This window comes from Tenacibaculum adriaticum (assembly GCF_008124875.1).
GTDB lineage: Bacteria > Bacteroidota > Bacteroidia > Flavobacteriales > Flavobacteriaceae > Polaribacter > Polaribacter adriaticus.
Genome location: NZ_VNIA01000001.1, coordinates 1,018,409 through 1,041,812, shown reverse-complemented (window position 1 = coordinate 1,041,812; position 23,404 = coordinate 1,018,409). Strand labels below are relative to the sequence as shown.

Here is a 23,404-nt window from a genome sequence, read left to right as displayed (position 1 = left end):
TTAGAGGTAAATTAATAAGTTTATTGGGAGCAAATTTATTAAAAAATAAAAAACGCAACTAATTATAAAATAATTAGTTGCGTTTTAAATTTGTACGGGCGGAGAGACTCGAACTCTCACACCTTGCGGCACTAGATCCTAAGTCTAGCGTGTCTACCAATTCCACCACGCCCGCGTTAATTACTAAAAATTGGTTTGCAAATATAAACAATACACACAAACTGCAAAGCACATGCGTAATATTTTTCTTATTTTTGATAAAATTTTTTTAATATTTAAAATGCAAGACATACAATCCTATATTTCTCAAAACAAAGACAAATTCATTAACGAACTTATCGAACTCTTAAAAATCCCTTCTGTTAGTGCAGATACAGCTTATTCTCAAGATGTTTTAAATACTGCAGATGCAGTATTAAATGCTCTAAAAAAAGCCGGCTGTGATAAAGTAGAACTTTGTGACACTCCTGGATATCCAATTGTATATGGTGAAAAAATAATTGACCCTAATTTACCAACCGTTTTAGTTTATGGTCATTATGATGTACAACCTGCAGATCCAATTGATTTATGGAACTCTCCTCCTTTTGAGCCCATAATTAAAAAAACAGATTCACATCCAGAAGGAGCAATATATGCAAGAGGAGCTTGTGACGATAAAGGACAAATGTATATGCATGTAAAAGCATTAGAATACATGACTTCTACAGGAACTTTACCTTGTAACGTAAAATTTATGATTGAAGGTGAAGAAGAAGTTGGGTCAGAAAGTTTAGCTTGGTTTGTACCTAGAAACAAAGAAAAATTAGCAAACGATGTTATTTTAATTTCTGACACGGGTATGATTGCCAATGATATTCCGTCAATAACAACTGGGTTACGTGGTTTAAGCTATGTTGAAGTTGAAGTTACAGGTCCTAATCGTGATTTACACTCTGGTTTATATGGTGGTGCAGTTGCTAATCCAATTAATGTTTTAACAAAAATGATTGCTTCACTACACGATGAAAATAACCATATTACCATTCCAGGTTTTTATGATAACGTTGAAGAATTATCTAGAGATGAAAGAGATGAAATGGCAAAAGCTCCTTTTTCTATAGAAAAATATAAAAATGCATTAGCTATTGATGATGTATATGGCGAAAAAGGTTATACAACCAACGAACGAAACTCTATACGACCAACATTAGATGTAAACGGAATTTGGGGTGGTTATACAGGGGAAGGAGCCAAAACTGTAATTGCTTCTAAAGCGTATGCTAAAATCTCTATGCGTTTGGTACCAAATCAAGATTGGAAAGAGATTACAGAATTATTCAAAAAACATTTTGAAAGTATTGCTCCATCTGGTGTAAAAGTTGTTGTAAAACCGCATCATGGAGGCCAAGGTTATGTAACGCCAATCGATAATATTGGATACCAAGCAGCAAGTAAAGCGTATGAACAAACCTTTGGTAAAAAGCCAATTCCACAACGAAGCGGAGGAAGTATCCCTATTGTTGCTTTGTTTGAAAAAGAATTACAAAGTAAAACCATTTTAATGGGATTTGGTTTAGATAGTGATGCGATCCATTCTCCAAACGAACATTTTGGTGTTTGGAACTATTTAAAAGGGATAGAAACCATTCCATACTTTTATAAATATTTCACAGAATTGTCTGAATAAATAAATAATCTATTGTAATTAGCTTTATTAACTATCAACAAAACAATAGTAGTCAAAAATATAGGAAAATGAAAAAATTAGGATTAATAGTGTTATTTTTAAATATATTATTAGTTCCTGTCTCTATCTTCAGTCAATAAATTTATAAAACTGATGTAAAAAAATCTAAAATCTTTTGGGAAACAACCAAAATTACTGGTAGCCATAACGAAACACTTTACATATCTAAAGGAGCGCTAGTTTTTGAAAATAATCAACTGAAAAGTAGCTGTTTATTTTACTCTAGACATGAATCTATTACTGTCTTAGATATCAAATCAAAAGGAAATAACAAAAAAATTAGTTAAGCATTTACAAAGTGATGACTTTTTAATAGATCGAACTTTGTAGATATAAATCTGGTAAGTTTTTTGATAACTTGGAAAATAGAATGATTCGTGAAGACATTAAAAGTGGTGTTTCAATTATTTCAACCCCATAAACTTAATAATAAAAAATTCATTAATGTTAAAAGCCTCTTAAATGAGGCTTTTTTTGCAACATTTTTATAATCTACTCGTTCATAAAAGTGTAAGCTTATTTTTATGATAAAACATTTTTTCCTTCTTTGTTCTGGTGTTGATCAAAATTTAATTAAAGATTGCTCAAATGGAGAACAAAACAAATACGCTGGTATTGGTGCTACCGTGTTTTTTACTGCTTTAATGGCAAGCATAGCCAGCAGTTATGCTTTATATACTGTTTTTGACAACATTTATACTTCTATTTTCTTCGGAATTCTTTGGGGACTATTAATTTTTAACCTCGATAGATTTATTGTTTCTACCATAAAAAAGAGAAATTCTAAACGTCAGGAAATTGTTCAGGTCATTCCACGGTTGATTTTGGCAATGATAATAGCCGTGGTAATTTCAAAACCGTTGGAGTTAAAAATCTTTGAAAAAGAAATCAATCAGGTTTTGTTAGCAGAAAAAAATCAAATGACACTTGATAATAAAACGCAGATTGCACAACAATTCACTCCTGAAATTGAAAAAATAAACACGGAAATAAACTTTTTAAAAGAGGAACTGACTACGAAAGAAAATGAAGTAAATGCTTTATATGAAACTTATATTGCAGAAGCAGAAGGTAGAAAAGGAACAAAATTACTTGGAAAAGGACCTGTTTATAAAGAAAAAAGAGAAAAGCATAATGTAGCTTTAGCAGAATTAAATAAACTAAAAAATAACAATGCTGGAAAAATTAAAGTTAAAGAAGAAGCTATTGCTAGTTTAATTCAACAACAAAAAGAAACTGAAACCAAAACACAACCTATTATTTCAAATTTTGACGGACTCATGGCTCGTACTAATGCTTTAAATAAATTACCTTGGTTACCTTCGTTTTTTATTTTCTTATTATTTCTAGCTATTGAAACCTCGCCTATTTTCGCAAAATTGATCAGCTCAAAAAGTGAATATGATTATAAATTAGAAAACCAAGAATCAATAGTCAAAACTTGGATACAGCAACAAGTTCATCAACGAGAAGCTATTTTAAAAACTGATATTAATCTTAACGATAAAATTTACTCTGATTTAAAAACAGAAGAAGAGTTATATAACTACAAGCAAAAAATGGCTCGCGACCTCATGAAGTTACAAACAGACTCATTTTATAAAAATCAGCAAGAAATATTATAAAGCTATTTCTGTAGAATTTTTAACTTCCCCAATCGTAAATGAACTTTGTGTACTACCAATATGTTTAATTGTTGTGAGTTTGTTTACCATAAACTCACGATACTCCTCCATGTCTTTTACATAAATTTTTAAGAGATAATCATAATCTCCAGCAATGTGAAAGCATTCGGAGACTTCATCAAGTTTTAAAATTTCTCGCTCAAAAACAGATAAATATTCACGTGAATGCTGAATTAACTTTACATGACAAAACACTAAAAAAGATTTATCTACTTTACGATTATCAATTAATGCTACATACTTAGAAATTACTTTTTCTTTTTCTAACTTTTTAACGCGCTCATAAACTGCTGTTACCGATAAATCTAATTGTAACGATAACTGTTTCGTGGTTTGCTTACTATCTTTTTGCAGTAAGTTGATTAGCTTTCTATCTATTGCATCTAACTTCATTCTGAAAATATTTCTATTTACTAATTAATTTTAACAAAAAAACAAATATTAAAACTAAAATAACATTTAAAAACAGAAAAATATTCTACCCAAAGCCAAAATGATTGATTTATATTCATGTAAAACTTAAATTTGAGAGACAAAAACTAACAACCATGAAATTCAAACCAGCAAACAAGATTCAAGATTTACAATATTTCGGAGAGTTCGGAGGTGTAAATCCATCCATTTCAGATTCATCAACCTATACATTTTTATCCGCAAAAACCATGTTTGATACTTTTGAAGGAAATACAGATGGATGCTACTTATATTCTCGTCATTCATCTCCTTCAAACTTGTATTTAGGTGAAGCTTTAGCCGCTATGGAAGGTACAGAAGCAGCTAATGTTGCTGGTTCTGGTATGGGTGCAATTACACCAACGTTATTACAATTATGCGGTGCTGGAGATCATATTGTTTCGAGTAGAACTATTTATGGAGGAACCTATGCTTTCTTAAAAAATTTCACACCAAGAATGGGTATCCAAACAACTTTTGTAGATATTACAAAATTAGCTGTTGTAGAAGCTGCTATTACTAAAAACACCAAGGTTTTATATTGTGAGACTGTAAGTAACCCGTTATTAGAAGTTGCAGATATTAAAGGTTTAGCAGTATTAGCTAAAAAACACAATTTAAAATTAGTGGTAGACAATACATTTTCACCTTTATCAATTTCACCTGCGCAATTAGGAGCTGATATTGTTATTCATAGTTTAACAAAATTCATTAACGGTGCTTCAGATACAATGGGTGGTGTTGTTTGCGGAACTTCTGAATTTGTAAATTCATTAAAAAGTGTAATTGACGGAGCAAGTATGTTATTAGGCCCTTCAATGGATAGTTTACGTGCTGCTTCAATTTTAAAAAACATGAGAACTCTACATATACGAATGAAGCAACACAGTAAAAATGCTGCTTTTTTAGCTGAAAAGTTTGAAAATGATGGATTAAAAACTGTGTACCCAGGACTAAAATCACATCCATCACACGATGTTTTTAAATCTATGATGAATGAAGAATATGGCTATGGTGGAATGTTAACCATTGATGCTGGTTCTTTAGACAAAGCAAATGAATTGATGGAATTAATGCAAGAGAAAAACTTAGGTTATTTGGCAGTAAGTTTAGGGTTTTATAAAACATTATTTTCTGCTCCAGGAACCTCAACTTCCTCTGAAATACCAGAAGAAGAACAAAAAGAGATGGGGTTAACTGATGGATTGATTCGTTTTTCTATCGGATTAGATAACGACATTGAGCGTACTTACCAAATGATGAAAGAATGCATGAAAAAAGTTGGTGTCTTATAATTAAATGCCTAAAATTCTCTTCCAAAACTTTTGCATATCATTTTCTGTAGGAGTTTTATCAAATAATGGCAACGCTTCCCAGCGATTGTCATTTTTTTTAAGTTCAAAACTAAATATTGATGAGTTTTTATTTTCAGGATTTAGTAACGGGTAACGCAAATCATTATAACGAACTGCTGATGAACTATCAATCGGTAATAAATTATAATAATCATTACTAAACCACCTTAACCTACTTAGATCTGAATTATTCATATCTAACAATTCATGATTTTTAGGTAAGCTTAATACATTCTGTGCCAGAGAACTTTTATCCAATAATGAGTAAAAAGCAACACTATAATTTTCTTCCGTTTCTGCAATTCCATACCACAAAACATTATTAAAAATAGTTGGCTGTGATGAAAAACGACTAAATTCTACTCCAGCTTTTTTAAATGACTTTTTAAAAACACTATCTATATATAATTTGTTCATGATCGTCAGCAACATGTATGCAGTACTTATATAAATCCCCGTTTTTGTCCATAATCTTCTCTTCAAAGTACTTCTTTTATAAAAAATCACAACAACCAGACAAATTAAAAAAGGCAGCGTATACAAAGGATCTACAACAGAAATATTGTTAAACGCTACACGATAATCAGAAAACGGTAAAAACAATTGAGTTCCGTAAGGTGTAAAACTGTCTAAAATAGGATGTGTGAAAATGGATAAAAAGAATAACCAAATCCATTCTTTTACAGTCGTGGTGTTTTTTCTCTTCCCAGAATCATAAAGTTTAAAAACCAAATACCCAAAAAGGAATGAACCCAAAATAGCAAAGACAATAGAATGCATAAACCCTCTATGAAACGCTAATTGATCTATAGAATTTGAATAAAAAACTTTTCCTAAAATAACGTCTAAATCAGGTATTGTTCCTCCTATTGCTCCGAATAGTAATGCTTTATTTCCAATCTTCTTCCCGAGAGCAATTTCTCCACAAGCAGCTCCTAAAACTATTTGAGTTAATGAATCCATATATCACAAATGTAACAAACGGTTTTCACTTGTGTATCTCTTTACAAAATCGTAACATTACACTCCAAAAATTACCACAAATGCAAGACAGCAAGAATATTTCTGAGATTAATATTGATAACCAAAAAATTATTGACAATAAAGAGTTAAATATATGGGAAGCTTTTATTCCTGTTGTCGTTTTAATGGGATTATTAGCTTATAATATTTTTTTTAAAGAAGGTACTTGGTTAGGAGATTATTCTAATCAGTTTATTTTATTAATTGGAGGTTTAGTTGCTGCGGGAGTGGGTTTTTTTAACAAAGTTTCTGTACAAAGAATGGTTGTTGAAGTATGGGAAAACTGGAAAAGTGTTTTTGTACCTATCATGATTTTATTTTTAGTAGGAGCACTTGCAGGTACTTGGTTGGTGAGTGGAATTATACCTGCAATGGTTTATTATGGCTTACAAGTATTGAGTCCTGAAATATTCCTACCTGCATCTGTTATCATTGCAGCAATTATTTCTGTTGCGACGGGAAGCTCTTGGACAACGTCTGCAACTGTAGGTATCGCTTTAGTTGGAATTGGAAGTGCTTTAGGAATTCCTTCTGGAATGATTGCTGGAGCTGTAATTTCTGGCGCTTATTTTGGTGATAAAATGTCTCCACTTTCAGACACCACAAATTTAGCACCAGCCATGGCTGGAACCGATTTGTTTACACATATTAAATACATGGCATATACCACAGTACCAACTATTATTATCACACTAATTGTATTTGCTATTTTAAGCGGAACTATTGATACTACGGGAACTGCAGATGTAAGTAATTTATTAAATTCTATTAAAAATACATTTTATATCTCTCCCTTGTTATTTATAGTTCCTGTAGTAGTTATTGCTATGATTTTATTAAAAACTAAACCTTTAATTGCATTAGGAACTGGAGTAATTTTAGCTGCAATTTTTTCTTTTATTTTTCAGTCAGATGTTTTAGCTAGTTTATCTGAATCTAACTTTCAATCAATCATCAATTCAGTTTTTATAGATACTCAAATACAAACCGATAATGATAAATTAACAGAACTGTTTAGTGCTGGTGGAATGAATGGAATGCTTTGGACGATCTTTTTAATTATCTGCGCGATGGTTTTTGGAGGAATTATGGATGCAATTGGAGCTTTAGCACGAATAACAAACGCTCTATTATCTGTTGCTACTTCAGTTTTTGGATTATTTACCAGTACTGTAATTAGTTGTTTAGGATTAAATGCTATTGCTTCAGATCAATATTTAGCAATCGTAATTCCAGGAAAAATGTTTAAAAAAGCTTTTGAAGATAAAGGTTTAGCTCCAGAAAATTTAAGTAGAACCTTAGAAGATTCTGGAACTGTAACTTCTGTTTTAATACCTTGGAATACTTGTGGAGCATACCAATCTGGTGTTTTAGGAGTTAGCGTTGGCGAATATGCGATATATGCGATATTTAACTATTTAAGTCCGTTTATGACATTATTATTTGCTGCTTTCCGCATAAAAATCAAACAATTAACTACTAAATAAAGCTACCTATTATATAATATGTCATCGGAATTAAAATCGATACAAGATATTGTTTCAACTTCTGAAAAACATCAGTTGTATCATAATTTAATTATTCAATTGAAGAAGGATTTTACGTATGCAAACATTGAAATAGATTTAGATGACAACACACAACCTATTCAATTAAAAGAAATACTTCACGAAGCACTGTACAAACTTATACAAGAACGATTCTCTGATTATTTAAATCTGCTTTATATAATAGATATCTCCGAAGAAAAAATAAAACAATTAGACGGAAGTGACATAGCATTGTTGTCTGAACAAGTTGCCTTTTTAGTTTTAAAAAGAGAATGGAAAAAGGTTTGGTTTAAGAAAAATTATTCTTAAAATTATATAAACCAATTCCAAACCAATCCAAAACGGATAGAAAAATCGCGATACGGATAATTAGGTGCTGAGAAATAATTCTTACTTGTAAATCCGGAAGTCACATTGTCTATTTGGAAATAAATACGTGTTCTACGCACTCTTGCATTAAAAAACACATCTAAGGTCGGATATCCAATTTCTGTATCATTTTGCAAAGTAAATTCAGCTAATAACGGATTATAAGCATTGGCTTTATATTTTGTAAAATAATTTAACGTTGCTCCTATTTGTACTAATAATGGCTTTCCCTTAAACCAATCATCCATATAATACAAGGTATTTCTAGTTACAAATTCAGGAACTCTAAACACAGTGCTTCCATTAGACACATTTTGATACATTACCGTATTATTTAATGCAAACTTTCTGTATTTAAATTCTTTATTTGCTTTCACTTTCAAATACGTAATAGACCCTCCAAATTGTTGTGGGCTATTAGCTTCATCAAAGTACGTATAATCCTCAATATTTGTAAAATCTAAAGAAGCACTCCCCCATTTCGAATCAAAAGAAAATCCAATATTTCTTGTATCTACATTTGTAAAGTTATTACTCCAATTATAATCATCATAAGTACTTTGAAATAATTGAAAATTGAAATTTGGCGCTTTAGAACTTATTAGTAAACTCCCTTTTACAGTAAACAAACTATCTTTTTTATACAAAGCGTCACCTTTAAGATAGTTTCCTGCTAAATGACCACTTCCTGGAGCAACAGTTGCATCTGCATTTACTTGAAAGTTTCCTATTTTACCATTCCATTCGGCTCCAAAAGAAACTGCTTTCCCTTTTAATTTTATTTTTGGAATATCAGAATTCGGATTATAAACAGAATCATATCCACAGCTAACATCCGTATAATTAGTTTTTACCTTAAATCTTCCTAGGATGTATTTCGAATTAAATTCAAGATATCCTTGATTATTGGTTATCCTATTTTTTGTTCCTTCATTTAAAGCTCCAGAAGTATAAGCTTCTCCAAAAAAATCGGTAGTTGCAGATTGTATAAAATTGTACGTTTTATTTTCATACGTAAGTACATGTCCTATTTTAAGATTACTAAAATCTTTTTGACTCGTACTATCTTTACTTGAAAACACTTTATAATTATGATCTATATATAAACGAGTTCCTTCTAATAAATTCTCTGTATTATTAAGATTTACATCTAACCTAGCTCTATCTATAAAGTTTGGATCATTTTCAATAAAGTTTTGCAACATTGCCTCGGTTAATCCTCCACTTTCCTGATTGGTAAAATCTTGCGTAGTTATGTGTGCTCTAATTGCATATTGTTCTTTCGGAGTTCGGTAACTTAATGTAGTTCTAAAATTACCTGTAGCCGCTAACGAACGACGGTATTGTCCTAACGAACGTAAACCTTTATAAGCAACACTAACATTTAATCTTTCTGAAAAATTCAACGTAAAAAGAGCATCTAACACCTGACCCTGCTCTTGTCCTGTTCTATACATTATTTCGGTAGTTGGCGTAGGTACATGATAATAATCGATGTCTTCAATATTCATATAATTAAATTGCTTTGCTCTAAAACCAATATCTGGAAAAAGCGAAACAGAATTAAAATCGTAGGCTAAATTATTGAATGTTTGTCCCTGATTATGAAACTGCAATAATTCAAAGTTATCTTTTCTTCGGAAATTAAATTTATATACTTTCTGAATCGTAAGCGTTGTATCTATGTAAGTGGTGTCGTTTGTATGACTTATAACTTTATAATCTGTATATTTTGTCTTTCCGCTTAACTTAACATTAATTTCATCATTAGAAAGAGAATCTGTACTTTGATTCACCCCATTAAAACCTCCTAAACCTTTATCTAGTTTTCTAATTTGAGAAAAAACAAGTGTTGGTAATACCAATAAAAATAATAGCGGAAATAATTGTTTCATAGCAACAAAAATAGAATAATAAAATGAGAAAAAAAGCCAATAATTTCTTTGAAAACTGTTAATTTGTTACATGTTAAAATTCAACTATAGTGGTTTTTCTTTAGAAGTAGGTACAGACGAAGCTGGTCGCGGATGTTTATCGGGACCTGTAGTAGCTGCTGCTGTTATTTTACCAGAAAAATTCGACCATCCTCTTCTTAACGATTCAAAACAACTTTCTGAAAAAAAAAGACAAGAACTGAAGCCTTTTATTGAAGAAAATGCTTTGGCCTACGCTGTTTCATTTATCCATCAAGAAGAAGTAGATGAGTTAAATGTTTTACAAGCTTCCATTACAGGAATGCATCGCGCTATCGACCAATTGCATACACAACCAGAATACATTATTGTTGACGGAAATAAATTTAAACCTTACAAAGAAATTCCCTTTGAGACTATTATAAAAGGTGATGCCAAGTTTATGAGTATTGCTGCTGCATCTGTATTAGCAAAAACGTATCGCGATGAGTTTATGGAAAAAATTCATGCTGAATTTCCTCAATACAACTGGAAACAAAACAAAGGATATCCAACTAAACAACATCGGGATGCTATTCGTGAATTTGGTGCGACTAAATACCATCGGAAAACATTCAAATTATTACCAGAACAGTTAAAATTAGAATTTTAGATTTTCTATTTTTGCTTTCCAATATTTTACGACATGATTAAAAGAACTCGTGCTGAAATCAGCAAATGCATTATTCATAAAGTTGCTAATAAATACAACAGCGGTAGTAATTCACTTTCAGAAAGCTTAGTTCGTTTTGATGAGGAAAGTTATGAATTACTACTTCCTTTTTTATTAAAACCGTTTTCAGCAGTAACACAGAGTTTCCGTTTTAGTCATCATGCAGATGTTCGTTTAAACGAACTTAATAAATACACTTCAGATATTTTTGAAGATGAAAACACATTTATAGAGCATTCAAAAAACATTGCAAATCATTTATATGAGCAATCTAATTCCGCACAAATAAAAACAGGAGATTTATTAATTGTTTTATTTGAAGGCATTGAATACAAAGATGTTTTAACCGAAGCTGTTGGTATTTTTAAAATTGAAAATAAAGTAGATTTTTTTCAAACTTATTTAGATGATGACAGCTTTGATGTAGTCGTCCAAAAAGGAATTTCAACTAAAAAGTTAGACAAAGGTTGTTTAATTTTAAACTCATCAGATACAGAAGGAACAGTAGTTTTATCGGTAGATAATAATAATTACGATGCACAATATTGGATTAAAAACTTCTTGAGCGTTAAGTATGCAGATGACAGAAATTTACATACGCAAAATTACCTTGAAATGTGTAAGGAATTCTCAGAAGAAGTAATAAAACCAGAATACGGAAAACAAGAACAAAGCACTTTTTTAGCCAATACAGTCGATTATTTTAAAGAACATGAAAGTGTAGATTATCATGGATTTAAAGAGGAAATTTTTGAAGAAGACAAACACAAAGATTTATTTGAAGATTACAAAAAACACTTTGAAAAACTCAATGATGTTTTAATTAGAAATAATTTTGAAGTATCTGACGTAGTTTTAAAAAAGGAAAAAAGCAAGTTTAAAACTGAAATAAAACTTGACACAAACATCCTTATTAAAATCGATGTAGATGCACCAGACGCATCTACAGAATATTTAGAAAAAGGCTACGACGAAGACAAAAAAATGAAATATTACAAAGTGTATTTTAACGAAGAAAAATAAAAAAGAGGCTTTTTAAGCCTCTTTTTTATTTTTATAATTTCTTATTGTATTCACTAACAAATACAATAATTATTCTTTCTCTGACATTTTCTTAACGTAATCGGTAATAATTACAATTTGTGTAGGACCAACTTTACCCTCTATATATTTTGCGTTTTCATGATCTAAAGAAATTCTTCGTACAGCCGTACCTTGTTTGGCTACCATACTAGAACCCTTTACTTTTAAATCTTTAATTAAAACAACAGAGTCTCCTGCTTGCAAAATAGCACCATTAGCATCACGATGAATTATCTTTTCACTTTCCTCTAAACCTTCTCCTGTTTCTTTTGCAAAACGTAGATCTTCATCTTCCAAATACAACATATCTAACAAATCTTGTGGCCATCCTTCTTTCTTTAAACGAGATAACATTCTCCAAGCAACCACTTTTACCGCACGGAATTCACTCCACATACTATCATTTAAACAACGCCAATGATTAGCATCTGTAGTTTCAGGATTTTCTATTTGACCAATACAAGTTTCACAAGCTAATAAACTTCCATCCACTCCACCAGTAGATATTGGTGGTACTTCATAAATATTCAAATTTTCTTTTGAAGCACACAATTCACATTGGTTTCCACTTCTATCTTGTAACTCTTGTAATAAACTCATTTTCTTATTTTATTAAAAGTATGTTTTTAAAATCTACTCTAAATACAAATCTATCAATCCTTGTGGTGTTTCAACCTCTACAATCTTATTCTCCCGATCTATCTTTTTAATAAAATCATCAATCATAGGAATAAAAACATCGCTTCCCTCTCTATCAATTTCAAACAAAGGTTGTGCTGCTTTATCATTAATATTAGTGATAATACCAACTTCACCAAAATTTTGATCTACAACCGTAAATCCGATTACTTCATGATAATAAAATTTATTTCCAGATAATTTTGGGAGTAAATCTAACGGTAAATAAATTCCAGATTTTAAAATAGCATCAGCATCTGCCTCGGTAGAAACGTCTTCAAATTTAACTCGTAAAAAAGTATCCTTACTTAAGGATGATTTTTCAATAAAAAATGGAACCAGATTATTGCCTAAATCGACAAAAACTGATTCCATATTTCTATATAACTCGGGTTCGTCTGTATCTAATTTGATAACAACCTCTCCTTTAAAGCTATGCTTTTTTACGATTTTGCCAAGATAAAAACAATCTTTTTTCTGCAACATCGTATAATAGATTTTTATTCTTCGCTATCTCCAGCAGTTGCAGCAACCTCTTCGCTATCTTCAACAACAGGAACATTTGCAGCAATACGTGCTTCGTTAACAGCTTTTTCAGCTTCTAAAGCTTTAGCTTTCGCTTCTGCTTCTGCTTTTGCTAAACCATCAACTTTACCACCAACTTTAGCTGCTTTCTCTTCTAACCAAGCAGTAAATTTAGCTTCTGCTTGCTCTTCAGTTAAAGCACCTTTCTTTACTCCACCAGCTAAATGATTTTTTAATAAAGCTCCTTTGTAAGATAATAATGCTTTTGCAGTATCTGTTGGTTGAGCTCCATTTTGTAACCACTTCACAGCACTATCAACATCTAAATCAATAGTTGCAGGGTTTGTATTAGGATTGTATGTTCCTATTTTATCTAAATAACGACCATCTCTTTTTGAACGAGAATCTGCAGCTACTATCCAATAAAATGGTTTGTTCTTTTTACCGTGTCTTTGTAATCTAATTTTTACAGGCATAATTTTTAATTTTTAAGGTTCGCGACCTTGATTATTAATTTAAGTGCGCAAATGTATAAAATATTTTCTATATAAAAGCACAAAACACAATATTATTGCAATTAAAAAGCGCTTGAAAAACAAGCGCTTAAAGAAAAAAATAAATAGTGTTGTATATTAAATTACTTTAACATTTACAGCGTTTAAACCTTTTTTTCCTTCTTTAAGTTCAAACTCAACAGTATCACCTTCTCTAACCTCATCGATTAAACCTGATACGTGTACAAAATGTTCTGTGTTTGAGCCTGTTTCTGTAATAAATCCAAAACCTTTAGATTCATTGAAGAACTTTACCGTTCCTTGTTTCATTGTAAAAAATATTATATTAAAGCACGAATATAATGTTAAAATTTGATTTTTAATTATTTTTTAAGTTATTTTTTTTCTTAAAAATAAAGATAAAACTTTATTAATAACTTAAAAGCAAAGTGCTGAAAACTAGCATTTTCAACCTCAATAAAACTAAATTAAAAATCTATGAAATTAAAATATTTATTTGCAAAGTAACGTTAATAACTTCTCCTTAATAAAAGTTAAAATCTTTGTACTTTTACTGTCCGTTTACATCTTAAAAATACCTCAAACAATTAAAGAAATTCAATGTACTTAATTTTCGATACAGAAACTACCGGATTACCTAAAAGTTGGAACGCCCCAATTACTGATACCGATAATTGGCCAAGGTGTATCCAAATTGCATGGCAACTACATGATGAAATGGGAAATCTTATTGAAAGTAATGATTTTCTTGTTCAACCTGAAGGATTTAACATTCCGTTTGATGCAGAACGTATTCATGGTATTTCTACAGAACTTGCACAAGAACAAGGAATTCTTTTATCCGAAGGGTTAGAACTATTTAACGAAGCCTTAGAAAAAACAAAGTTTATTGTTGGGCAAAACGTAGGGTTTGATGTGAATATTATGGGATGTGAATTCCATAGATTGGGTATAGAAACTCAACTAACAAAACTTCCAGTTCTTGACACTTGTACAGAAGATACAGCTACTATGTGTCAGCTACCAGGAGGTCGAGGAGGGAAATTCAAGCTTCCAACTTTAACCGAATTGCATCATCATTTATTTGGTAACGGATTCAATGAAGCTCACAATGCAACTGCCGATGTTGAAGCAACCACACGCTGTTTTTTAGAATTAATAAGACGTAAACATTATCCAAAAGAACAATTAGACGTTTCTCCTGATTATTTCGAACGTTATTCTGAAGTTAATCCGAAACCTATTCAACTTATCGGGTTAAAACACTTAAATTTAAAAGCAGAAAGTGAAAAAATTCGAAAAAGACAAGCTTCTAAAAATGAAGCAGAGAATAACCAAAATACTGCTGAAGGTTTAGCTGAATTAGAAAATATTCAGTTTGCACATTTACATAATCATTCTCAGTTTTCAGTCTTACAATCTACTATAGAAATTAACGCTCTGGTAAATGCAGCTGCAAAGGACAATATGTCTGCTGTTGCATTAACAGATACAGGAAATATGATGGCGGCTTTTCATTTTACTGCCGCAGTTGATAGACATAATCAATCATCAGAAAACAAATTAAAACCTATTGTAGGTTGCGAATTTTTTGTGTGTGAAAACCATTTAGACAAAACTAAAAAAGACAATGGTTATCAAGTTGTTTTATTAGCTAAAAACAAAAATGGTTATCATAATTTGGCTAAAATGTCGTCTATAGCTTTCGTTGATGGATTCTATTACGTTCCTCGAATTGATAGAGAAGTTATCAAAAAATACAAAGAGGACATCATTGTTTTAACAGGAAATTTATACGGTGAAGTTCCTGGTAAAATTCTAAATGTAGGAGAACATCAAGCAGAAGAAGCTTTACTTTGGTGGAAACAAGAGTTTGGAGATGATTTGTATATCGAACTCATGCGCCACGGGCAAGAAGATGAAAACGTAGTTAACAAAACCTTATTAGAGTTTTCAAAGAAACATAATGTAAAAACTGTAGCAAGTAATAACACTTTTTATTTAGATCAAAAGGATGCGAATGCGCACGATATTTTATTGTGTGTAAAAGACGGTGAAAAACAAGCTACACCTATTGGCCGTGGTCGTGGTTATCGTTATGGACTCCCGAACGATCAATATTATTTTAAGTCTTCGGAAGAAATGAAAAAGCTGTTTGCGGATCTTCCTGAAGCCATTAGTAATATTCAGGAAATAGTTGATAAAATTGAAGCGTTTACACTTGCGCGAGACGTTTTATTACCCGCTTTTGATATCCCTGAACAATTTAAAGATATTAAAGATGAAGAAGATGGAGGGAAGCGAGGTGAAAATAATTACTTAGCACATCTAACTTACGAAGGTGCCAAAAAACGTTATGGTGAAATTACTGAAAGTATTAAAGAACGTCTAGACTTTGAACTTGAAGTAATTGAAAAAACTGGTTACCCAGGATATTTCTTAATTGTAGAAGATTTTATTCGAGAAGCTAGAAACATGGATGTTTCTGTAGGTCCTGGTCGTGGTTCTGCTGCAGGAAGTGTCGTTGCATATTGTTTATGGATTACCAATATAGACCCTATTAAATACGACCTACTTTTTGAGCGTTTTTTGAATCCAGAACGTGTATCGATGCCCGATATTGATATTGATTTTGATGATGAAGGACGTGGTCGTGTAATGGATTATGTAATTGAAAAGTATGGAGCCAACCAAGTAGCACAAATTATTACTTATGGTACCATGGCGGCTAAATCTTCAGTTAGAGATACCGCTCGTGTACTAGATTTACCATTATTCGAAGCAGATAGAATTTCTAAATTAATACCAGGAATTAAGCTTCAAAATATTTTTGGTGAGGATGCTAAAAGCAAAGGGAAAGTGGCAGCACTTCGCTCCGAAGAAAAAGAAATGGTAAACGAATTGATTGCCATTTCTCACGGAAACGGAATCGAGGCTGAAACCCTCAACAAAGCATTAGTATTAGAAGGTTCTGTTCGTAATACGGGTATTCACGCTTGTGGAGTAATTATTACTCCTGATGATATAACGAACTTCGTTCCTGTTTCAGTAGCGAAAGACTCTGACATGTACGTTACCCAATTCGATAACTCGGTAGTAGAAAGTGCTGGTTTATTGAAAATGGATTTCTTGGGATTAAAAACATTGACGCTGATTAAAGACACCGTAAAAATTGTAAAAGCACGTCACAATATTGATCTTGATCCAGAGAATTTTCCGTTAGACGACGAAAAGACCTACGAACTTTTCCAAAGAGGAGAAACTGTAGGTATTTTTCAATATGAATCTCCTGGAATGCAAAAACACATGAGATCTTTAAAACCTACTGTTTTTGAAGATTTAATTGCCATGAACGCTTTGTATCGTCCAGGACCAATGGAATACATTCCGTCTTTTATTAATAGAAAACATGGTGATGAGGAAATCGAATACGATTTACCTGCCATGGAGGAGTATTTAGCTGAAACCTACGGCATTACTGTATACCAAGAGCAAGTAATGTTACTCTCTCAAAAATTAGCAGATTTTACCAAAGGTGAAGCCGATGTACTTCGTAAAGCGATGGGTAAAAAGCAAATTGCTGTCTTAGAAAAAATGAAGCCAAAGTTTGTGGAACAAGCTTCTGCAAAAGGTCATGACGCCGATAAACTAGAGAAAATTTGGAAAGACTGGGAAGCCTTTGCATCCTATGCTTTTAACAAATCTCACTCTACTTGTTATGCTTGGATCGCTTATCAAACTGCGTATTTAAAAGCACATTATCCTGCAGAATATATGGCAGCAGTTCTTTCAAACAACATGAACGATATTAAGTCTGTATCCTTTTTTATGGAAGAATGTAAACGTATGGGCTTAGCTGTTTTAGGTCCAGATGTTAATGAATCTTTTTCTAAATTTTCTGTAAATAAAGACGGTGCTGTTCGTTTTGGTATGGCAGCAATTAGAGGTGTTGGTAGTGGTGCTGTAAAAGCAATTATTGATGAACGTGAAGAAAATGGGCATTTTTCTTCCATTTTTGACGTGGCAAAACGGGTAGATTTACGTGTAGCAAATAAAAAAGCTTTTGAAGGCTTAGTATTAGCCGGTGGTTTTGATTCTTTTACTGAAACTCATCGAGCACAATATTATGTTACCGATGAAAAAGGACAAACTTTTTTAGAAAAAGCTATTCGCTATGGAAACAAATACCAAGAAAATTTAAACTCATCACAGGTTTCACTATTCGGTGAGGCTTCTGAAGAAGAAATGCCAGAACCTTTAATCCCAGATTGCGATACTTGGGGAACTATGGAGTTGCTAGCTAAAGAAAAAGAAATGGTGGGAATGTATATTTCTGCACATCCTTTAGATGATTTTAAAAATGAAATGAAGTTTTGTAATGCCAATCTATCTCATTTTAAAACCTTGCCTAAATACGAAGGAATGGGCTTACATTTTGCAGGCATTGTAACCGATGTTCAGCATCGTGTATCTAAAGCTGGTAAAGGTTGGGCTGCTTTTACCATGGAAGATTATAACGATAGTTTTGAATTTAGAATTTTTGGTGAGGATTATTTAAAGTTTAAACATTTCTTAGTACCTAACTCTTTTTTGTATATAAAAGCAACGGTAAAACCAGGCTGGACGAATAAAGAGGGTGTAAAAGGTGAACCTAGAATTCAGTTTACCGATTTTAACTTGCTACACGATATTATGGATAAGATGTGTAAAAAAATCACTATAAAGCTACCGCTACAAGAAGTTAAAGAAAATACTATCAAAAATTTACAGCATTTATTCGCTACTAATGGAGGTACTCATAATGTCCGTTTTGTAGTATATGATGTTGAAGAAAAAATTGAAATAGATGTACCGAGTAGAAATACTAAAATTAAAATTTCGAATACTTTTTTAACCGAATTAGATAATCAACATATTAATTATAAATTGAATTAAAAAATATATCTAAAACTTATATATAATAAATTAAGAAAACTGTCTATTTCTAGGCAATGCTTTAAATAATTCCGCTTTGGTGGGTTTATCGGCTCTAGACATTTCGAGTATAAAATCAGTTAATTTTACCTCATCAATTTTTTGAATTTGTCCTAAATGAATATTCAATTCTTGTGCTCCAATAGCTTCGTTAAGCTTTGCTGCGTTTTTATATAATGAACTTTTATTATTCGAAGGCTTATATTTTTCATCTATGACTAAACACACAAATTTTTGTCCGTTTATATTTAATGGGTAAGCATCTTGAATCAGCTCCCAGTTGATAAAATCGGTATTCGTGCTTCTATCATAAATACCAATCTCATTTATGATTATCATTGGTTTTTTATCAAATAAATTAAAAATTCCAAAAGGATAAGCTAAACCAAAGAAAGCAATACTCAACCAACCTAAAATTGGTTTTTCTGGAATCATCCATATTCCTATCAATACAAATGGCGTACACAGCAACATCATTTGTATTGCCTTTTTCTTTGATTTATACAACTTTATTTCTTGCATTTTAAATACTAATTCTTCGTTAATTCTCTAAACAAACTTTCTAAAGTTTTATTTTCTGAATTTAATTCAAGGATTTTTAATCCGTGTTCTTGAGCGAAGTCAAATAGTTTAGGACGCATATCTTCATCCGAAGAAAAAGTAATCGTCCAGGAATTATCGTAGTTGTTTTTAATATTTAAAACGTTGGGTAATCGTTGTAAAAATTGTTCTTCAATTTTATAATCAAAACCAATTTTTATAATTTGCTCTTTACTTTCTTTCAGTTCAGAAAGTTTTTTATCTATAATTAGCGCCCCTTTATTTATTATTATTACTCGATCACAAACCGCTTCTACTTCTTGCATAATATGCGTTGAAAATAAAACCGTTTTATCTTTACCCAATTCTTTAATTAATTCACGAATTTCTACTAATTGATTGGGATCTAAACCCGTAGTAGGTTCGTCTAAAATTAACACCTTCGGATTATGTAAAATGGCTGCTGCTAATCCAACACGTTGACGGTATCCTTTAGATAATTGACCTATTTTTTTATGAGCTTCAAGGGTTAATCCAACTTTATCAATCACTTCATCTATTTTGGATTTTTCTGTCTTATGAATAGATGCTTGAAACTGCAAATACTCTCGCACATACATATCCAAGTAAAGCGGATTATGTTCTGGCAAATACCCAATGTTTCTTTGCGCTTCAATAGGATTTATCACCACATCAATATCGTTAACCAAAACAGTTCCATTAGTAGGTTTAATAAATCCTGTTAAGATTTTCATAGTAGTAGATTTCCCTGCCCCATTTGTACCTAAAAAACCAACAATCTCTCCTTTTTTAGCTGAAAATGAAATTTCGTTAACTGCTTTTTGCGCTCCGTATTTTTTAGTTATCGATGTAAGTTGAATTGACATAGTTATTTCTTTCGTTTGTATGAAACGAAACTATAATCGTGTTTATTTTTTTCGTCTGCTTTAAAATTTTCTCTTGCTACTTCTTCCCAAACAGTTAAGTCTATTTCAGGAAAATACACATCTGCTTCAAATTCTTCGTGTACGTAAGTAATATCTAATTTTTCAACCAAACTATTTTTAATCGCTTGTTTGTAGATTTGAGCTCCACCAATAATAAAAACTTCCTCATCTTCTCGGGCTAAATCAATTGCATCATTTAAACTATTTGCAATTAAACACCCATCTACAAAATAATTATTGTTTCGAGTAATGATAATGGTAGTTCTGTTAGGTAAAGGCTTACCAATGCTCTCAAAAGTATTGCGCCCCATTAAAATATGATGACCAGAAGTAACTTTTTTAAAGCGTTTTAAATCGGCTGGTAAATGCCAAATTAAATCATTGTTTTTCCCCAACGCATTGTTTTTTCCAATCGCAGCAATTATTGTTATCATTCAGTAAAGTTATCTTGCTAAAATATGTAAAAATTACATACTCTTAACCCATTCTTTAATGTATCCTGAAAAGTCTTCTTTTACGGTAAATTTATCTAAAGAATCATTCTCTAGTTTGTTGATAATTGTCTTGATAGCTGAGAGTACATTTTCATCATTAATCTCAGCTAATTTATCGTAAATTTCTTCTTTTAAAGTATCCGTAGCAATAGTCATAATTTAGTTATTTTAATTACGTTACTAAATTAAAAACTATTTACAAGAAATAAAAGCCTCTCACCTACAAATTAAAGTTAAATTACACAGCTACAACACCTTTAATGTGTGGATGTGGATTATAGTCTACCAATTCAAAATCTTCAAACGTAAAATCTTCGATATTTTTTATAGCTGAATTTATTTTCATCTTCGGAAGTGGTCTTGGGTCACGAGACAATTGTAATTCTAATTGCTCTTTATGATTATTATAAATATGTGCATCTCCAAAAGTATGGATAAATTCACCCGCTTCATAACCACAAACCTGAGCTATCATCATGGTAAATAATGCATAACTTGCTATATTAAAAGGCACTCCTAAAAAGATATCCGCACTACGCTGGTATAGTTGGCAAGACAACTTACCATCAGCAACATAAAATTGAAAAAACGCATGACACGGTGGTAAGGCAGCTTTTCCGTTCGCAACATTTTCAGAAAAAGATTTTGAAGTATCTGGCAATACACTTGGATTCCATGCAGAAACTAACATCCTTCTACTATTCGGATTCTTTTTTAACGTCTCTATCACTTCTTTTAACTGATCCACCTCATCACTGTTCCAGTTACGCCATTGATGACCGTAAACAGGGCCTAAATCACCTTTTTCATCCGCCCAATCATTCCAAATACGAACTCCGTTTTCTTGTAAATACTTAACATTAGTATCGCCTTTAATAAACCATAACAGCTCGTAAATAATAGATTTTAAGTGTAACTTCTTAGTGGTTACCATTGGAAAGCCTTTACTTAAGTCAAAACGCATTTGATACCCAAATACACTTTTGGTTCCAGTTCCTGTTCTATCCCCTTTTTCGTTACCGTTTTCTAAAACGTGTTTTACTAAATCTAAATACTGCTTCATGTTCTATTCTTGATTTGTGTAAAAATAAAAAAGCATCAACTTATTTTGCTGATGCTTTTAAAATTTATTTCAATAAGTTATTAACCGATAATCATACCTGCAATAGTTGCTGACATTAATGATGCAATTGTACCTCCTATTAAAGCTTTTATTCCGAACTCAGATAATGTTTTTCGTTGCCCAGGAGCTAACGAACCTATTCCTCCTATTTGAATACCTATAGATGCAAAATTTGCAAATCCACAAAGCATATAGGTTGCCATAATAATCGATTTATTATATGTTAAATGTGTAGCGCTTGCAACATCTTTTAAATCCGCTAATTGAATGTACCCAACAAATTCACTTGCTGCTAGTTTAATTCCAAGTAATTGACCCATTAACGCCATATCTTCTCTAGCAACTCCAATCAACCACATTAAAGGAGCAAAAATATATCCTAAAAATGCTTCTAAAGAAAATTTTTCATAAGGTGTGTTTGCTGCCATCCAATCATTTAAGGTAGTAACGTCACCAACCCATCCTAAAATTCCATTTATCATCGCAATAAATGCTACAAAAACTAACAACATAGCTCCTACATTCATCGCTAATTGCAAACCTTCCGTTGTTCCGTTAGCAATAGCATCTAAAATATTTGAACCTATTTTTTCTGAAGAAACTTTAACATCTGTATTTACGTCTTCTGTTTGAGGATATAATATTTTAGAAATTACAATAGCTCCTGGTGCTGCCATAACCGATGCAGCTAATAAGTGTTTTGCGAATTGTAATCGCAATACAGGATCATCACCTCCTAAGAACCCTATATAAGCTGCCAATACTGCACCTGCAACCGTTGCCATACCTCCTATCATTACCAATAGCATTTCAGATCGGTTCATTTTTTCTAAATATGCCTTGATTAAAAGCGGCGCTTCAGTTTGACCTAAAAAGATATTTCCTGCTACTGATAAACTTTCAGCTCCCGAAATTTTTAATCCTTTAGATAATAACCAAGCTAGCCCTTTTACAACTTTCTGAATTAATCCTAAGTAAAATAATAATGACGTTAGTGCGGAGAAAAATATTATTGTTGGTAAAACTTGAAAAGCAAAGATGAATCCGAATTTATCCATATCTACAACTAAGCCCTCAAATAAAAATTTACTTCCTGCCCTAGTAAAGTCTAATACACTTACGAATAAACTACCAATCCACTCAAAAGCTTTTTGAATAAAAGGTATTTTTAAAACCCCAATAGCTATTAATAATTGAAAAACTAAACCTAAGCCCACCGTTTTCCAATCAATACCTTTTCGATTGGCACTAAATATAAATGCTATAATTAAAAGCACTATCATTCCTAAAACTCCTCTCCACAAACTACCTATTGAAAATCCTTGACTCGGAACAATTTCATCTTTTTTAACCTCAACGATTTCAGTAACTTCAGTATTTTCCAGATTTACTGGTGATGAAAACTTATACAAAACATTATTTTCTGATAATGTTAAATTTGTATCTGTAAGTTCAACAACATTGTAATAACGAACGGTGTCGCTAGGTTGCTGATACTTAAAAATTAATAAATTATTTTGATGAATATAAGTACCTATAAATTTTAGGCTGTCTTTGGCTTTTAGAGAAAATTCAAATTTTCCGTCTAAAATATTAAAAAAATCATCATTAGAAATGGGTGTAACTTGTTCTCCATTGGTATTTTCAATAGATGAAAAGTTCCATCTTTTTTCTAAATTCTGTCCAAAAGTTATTATGGAAACACAAAAGAATACTAAACCGAGTAGTTTCTTCAT

At 31.6% G+C, this 23,404-nt stretch carries 21 protein-coding genes and 1 tRNA gene; 8 read left to right on the top strand and 14 right to left on the bottom strand.

Annotation, left to right across the window (positions count from 1 at the left end):
* Window positions 1–93: 93 nt before the first annotated feature.
* Window positions 94–175 (bottom strand) — tRNA-Leu (locus tag C7447_RS04870).
* A gap of 105 nt (window positions 176–280) precedes the next feature.
* Here C7447_RS04870 and C7447_RS04865 point away from each other — a divergent pair.
* Both C7447_RS04865 and C7447_RS04860 read left to right on the top strand, forming a co-directional pair.
* Entirely contained in the window at window positions 281–1,669 is a 1,389-nt protein-coding gene (locus C7447_RS04865) for a dipeptidase (protein WP_148869302.1), read from the top strand.
* A 584-nt stretch (window positions 1,670–2,253) separates the two neighbouring features.
* Entirely contained in the window at window positions 2,254–3,354 is a 1,101-nt protein-coding gene (locus tag C7447_RS04860) for a DUF4407 domain-containing protein (RefSeq protein ID WP_148869300.1), read from the top strand.
* Here C7447_RS04860 and C7447_RS04855 read toward each other — a convergent pair.
* The gene (locus C7447_RS04855) at window positions 3,349–3,807 is read right to left on the bottom strand and encodes an Lrp/AsnC family transcriptional regulator (RefSeq protein ID WP_148869298.1); all 459 of its coding nucleotides are present in this window, start codon (window positions 3,805–3,807) and stop codon (window positions 3,349–3,351) included. The two genes, C7447_RS04860 and C7447_RS04855, sit on opposite strands and share 6 nt — an antisense overlap.
* Window positions 3,808–3,962: 155 nt before the next feature.
* On the opposite strand from C7447_RS04855, the gene C7447_RS04850 reads away from it, so the two are divergent.
* Entirely contained in the window at window positions 3,963–5,162 is a 1,200-nt protein-coding gene (locus C7447_RS04850) for an aminotransferase class I/II-fold pyridoxal phosphate-dependent enzyme (protein WP_148869296.1), read from the top strand.
* On the opposite strand, the gene C7447_RS04845 is transcribed toward C7447_RS04850, so the two are convergent.
* Window positions 5,163–6,185 carry a metal-dependent hydrolase gene (locus tag C7447_RS04845; protein ID WP_148869294.1) on the bottom strand — a complete coding sequence of 341 codons (1,023 nt, stop codon included), beginning with the start codon at window positions 6,183–6,185 and terminating at the stop codon, window positions 5,163–5,165.
* An 80-nt stretch (window positions 6,186–6,265) separates the two neighbouring features.
* On the opposite strand from C7447_RS04845, the gene nhaC reads away from it, so the two are divergent.
* Together nhaC and C7447_RS04835 are read left to right on the top strand one after the other, a co-directional pair.
* Window positions 6,266–7,732 carry a Na+/H+ antiporter NhaC gene (gene nhaC, locus C7447_RS04840; protein WP_148869502.1) on the top strand — a complete coding sequence of 489 codons (1,467 nt, stop codon included), beginning with the start codon at window positions 6,266–6,268 and terminating at the stop codon, window positions 7,730–7,732.
* An 18-nt stretch (window positions 7,733–7,750) separates the two neighbouring features.
* Complete coding sequence (locus tag C7447_RS04835; RefSeq protein WP_148869292.1) at window positions 7,751–8,104, top strand: hypothetical protein; 354 nt, start codon at window positions 7,751–7,753, stop codon at window positions 8,102–8,104.
* A gap of 2 nt (window positions 8,105–8,106) precedes the next feature.
* On the opposite strand, the gene C7447_RS04830 is transcribed toward C7447_RS04835, so the two are convergent.
* Complete coding sequence (locus tag C7447_RS04830) at window positions 8,107–10,059, bottom strand: putative porin (RefSeq protein WP_148869290.1); 1,953 nt, start codon at window positions 10,057–10,059, stop codon at window positions 8,107–8,109.
* Window positions 10,060–10,129: 70 nt separating this feature from the next.
* On the opposite strand from C7447_RS04830, the gene C7447_RS04825 reads away from it, so the two are divergent.
* A complete protein-coding gene (locus C7447_RS04825; RefSeq protein WP_148869288.1) occupies window positions 10,130–10,729 on the top strand; it encodes a ribonuclease HII in 600 nt (199 codons plus the stop codon).
* Window positions 10,730–10,762: 33 nt separating this feature from the next.
* Window positions 10,763–11,812, top strand: coding sequence for a nucleoid-associated protein (locus C7447_RS04820; RefSeq protein ID WP_148869286.1), 1,050 nt, complete (start codon window positions 10,763–10,765; stop codon window positions 11,810–11,812).
* A 69-nt stretch (window positions 11,813–11,881) separates the two neighbouring features.
* Here the strand turns inward: C7447_RS04820 and C7447_RS04815 are convergent, their stop codons facing one another.
* From C7447_RS04815 to C7447_RS04800, 4 genes are all read right to left on the bottom strand, one after another.
* Window positions 11,882–12,472, bottom strand: coding sequence for a PhnA domain-containing protein (locus tag C7447_RS04815; RefSeq protein WP_148869284.1), 591 nt, complete (start codon window positions 12,470–12,472; stop codon window positions 11,882–11,884).
* Window positions 12,473–12,505: 33 nt separating this feature from the next.
* Window positions 12,506–13,033 (bottom strand): ribosome maturation factor RimM, encoded by a 528-nt coding sequence (gene rimM / locus C7447_RS04810; RefSeq protein WP_148869501.1) that lies wholly within the window; start codon window positions 13,031–13,033, stop codon window positions 12,506–12,508.
* Window positions 13,034–13,050: 17 nt separating this feature from the next.
* Window positions 13,051–13,551 carry a 30S ribosomal protein S16 gene (locus C7447_RS04805; RefSeq protein WP_148869282.1) on the bottom strand — a complete coding sequence of 167 codons (501 nt, stop codon included), beginning with the start codon at window positions 13,549–13,551 and terminating at the stop codon, window positions 13,051–13,053.
* 156 nt (window positions 13,552–13,707) lie between these two features.
* Window positions 13,708–13,899: a cold-shock protein gene (locus C7447_RS04800; protein ID WP_148869280.1), complete on the bottom strand. Its 192-nt coding sequence runs from the start codon at window positions 13,897–13,899 to the stop codon at window positions 13,708–13,710.
* A 291-nt stretch (window positions 13,900–14,190) separates the two neighbouring features.
* Here C7447_RS04800 and dnaE point away from each other — a divergent pair, with 291 nt between their 5' ends.
* Window positions 14,191–18,525, top strand: coding sequence for a DNA polymerase III subunit alpha (dnaE, locus tag C7447_RS04795; RefSeq protein ID WP_148869278.1), 4,335 nt, complete (start codon window positions 14,191–14,193; stop codon window positions 18,523–18,525).
* Between the two features lie 30 nt (window positions 18,526–18,555).
* Here the strand turns inward: dnaE and C7447_RS04790 are convergent, their stop codons facing one another.
* The 6 genes from C7447_RS04790 to C7447_RS04765 form a co-directional block, all read right to left on the bottom strand.
* Window positions 18,556–19,086, bottom strand: a complete 531-nt coding sequence (locus C7447_RS04790; RefSeq protein ID WP_148869276.1) for an STM3941 family protein — start codon at window positions 19,084–19,086, stop codon at window positions 18,556–18,558.
* Window positions 19,087–19,094: 8 nt separating this feature from the next.
* Window positions 19,095–19,991: a gliding motility-associated ABC transporter ATP-binding subunit GldA gene (gene gldA / locus C7447_RS04785; RefSeq protein WP_148869274.1), complete on the bottom strand. Its 897-nt coding sequence runs from the start codon at window positions 19,989–19,991 to the stop codon at window positions 19,095–19,097.
* A 2-nt stretch (window positions 19,992–19,993) separates the two neighbouring features.
* On the bottom strand, window positions 19,994–20,485 hold the full coding sequence (locus C7447_RS04780; protein WP_148869272.1) for a dihydrofolate reductase: 492 nt from the start codon (window positions 20,483–20,485) through the stop codon (window positions 19,994–19,996).
* Window positions 20,486–20,518: 33 nt separating this feature from the next.
* Window positions 20,519–20,701: a hypothetical protein gene (locus C7447_RS04775; protein ID WP_148869270.1), complete on the bottom strand. Its 183-nt coding sequence runs from the start codon at window positions 20,699–20,701 to the stop codon at window positions 20,519–20,521.
* Window positions 20,702–20,783: 82 nt separating this feature from the next.
* Window positions 20,784–21,608, bottom strand: coding sequence for a thymidylate synthase (locus C7447_RS04770; RefSeq protein ID WP_148869268.1), 825 nt, complete (start codon window positions 21,606–21,608; stop codon window positions 20,784–20,786).
* A gap of 80 nt (window positions 21,609–21,688) precedes the next feature.
* Complete coding sequence (locus tag C7447_RS04765) at window positions 21,689–23,404, bottom strand: NupC/NupG family nucleoside CNT transporter (protein ID WP_148869266.1); 1,716 nt, start codon at window positions 23,402–23,404, stop codon at window positions 21,689–21,691.

Coding starts and splice junctions, on each gene's coding strand:
- C7447_RS04865 (WP_148869302.1), top strand. CDS start 281: ATGCAAGACATACAATCCTATATTTCTCAAAACAAAGACAAATTCATT.
- dnaE (WP_148869278.1), top strand. CDS start 14,191: ATGTACTTAATTTTCGATACAGAAACTACCGGATTACCTAAAAGTTGG.
- C7447_RS04775 (WP_148869270.1), bottom strand. CDS start 20,701: ATGACTATTGCTACGGATACTTTAAAAGAAGAAATTTACGATAAATTA.
- C7447_RS04780 (WP_148869272.1), bottom strand. CDS start 20,485: ATGATAACAATAATTGCTGCGATTGGAAAAAACAATGCGTTGGGGAAA.
- C7447_RS04820 (WP_148869286.1), top strand. CDS start 10,763: ATGATTAAAAGAACTCGTGCTGAAATCAGCAAATGCATTATTCATAAA.
- C7447_RS04845 (WP_148869294.1), bottom strand. CDS start 6,185: ATGGATTCATTAACTCAAATAGTTTTAGGAGCTGCTTGTGGAGAAATT.
- C7447_RS04835 (WP_148869292.1), top strand. CDS start 7,751: ATGTCATCGGAATTAAAATCGATACAAGATATTGTTTCAACTTCTGAA.
- C7447_RS04805 (WP_148869282.1), bottom strand. CDS start 13,551: ATGCCTGTAAAAATTAGATTACAAAGACACGGTAAAAAGAACAAACCA.
- C7447_RS04850 (WP_148869296.1), top strand. CDS start 3,963: ATGAAATTCAAACCAGCAAACAAGATTCAAGATTTACAATATTTCGGA.
- C7447_RS04855 (WP_148869298.1), bottom strand. CDS start 3,807: ATGAAGTTAGATGCAATAGATAGAAAGCTAATCAACTTACTGCAAAAA.
- C7447_RS04765 (WP_148869266.1), bottom strand. CDS start 23,404: ATGAAGAAACTACTCGGTTTAGTATTCTTTTGTGTTTCCATAATAACT.
- C7447_RS04770 (WP_148869268.1), bottom strand. CDS start 21,608: ATGAAGCAGTATTTAGATTTAGTAAAACACGTTTTAGAAAACGGTAAC.
- C7447_RS04790 (WP_148869276.1), bottom strand. CDS start 19,086: ATGCAAGAAATAAAGTTGTATAAATCAAAGAAAAAGGCAATACAAATG.
- C7447_RS04860 (WP_148869300.1), top strand. CDS start 2,254: ATGATAAAACATTTTTTCCTTCTTTGTTCTGGTGTTGATCAAAATTTA.
- C7447_RS04815 (WP_148869284.1), bottom strand. CDS start 12,472: ATGAGTTTATTACAAGAGTTACAAGATAGAAGTGGAAACCAATGTGAA.
- C7447_RS04825 (WP_148869288.1), top strand. CDS start 10,130: ATGTTAAAATTCAACTATAGTGGTTTTTCTTTAGAAGTAGGTACAGAC.
- C7447_RS04830 (WP_148869290.1), bottom strand. CDS start 10,059: ATGAAACAATTATTTCCGCTATTATTTTTATTGGTATTACCAACACTT.
- C7447_RS04800 (WP_148869280.1), bottom strand. CDS start 13,899: ATGAAACAAGGAACGGTAAAGTTCTTCAATGAATCTAAAGGTTTTGGA.
- gldA (WP_148869274.1), bottom strand. CDS start 19,991: ATGTCAATTCAACTTACATCGATAACTAAAAAATACGGAGCGCAAAAA.
- nhaC (WP_148869502.1), top strand. CDS start 6,266: ATGCAAGACAGCAAGAATATTTCTGAGATTAATATTGATAACCAAAAA.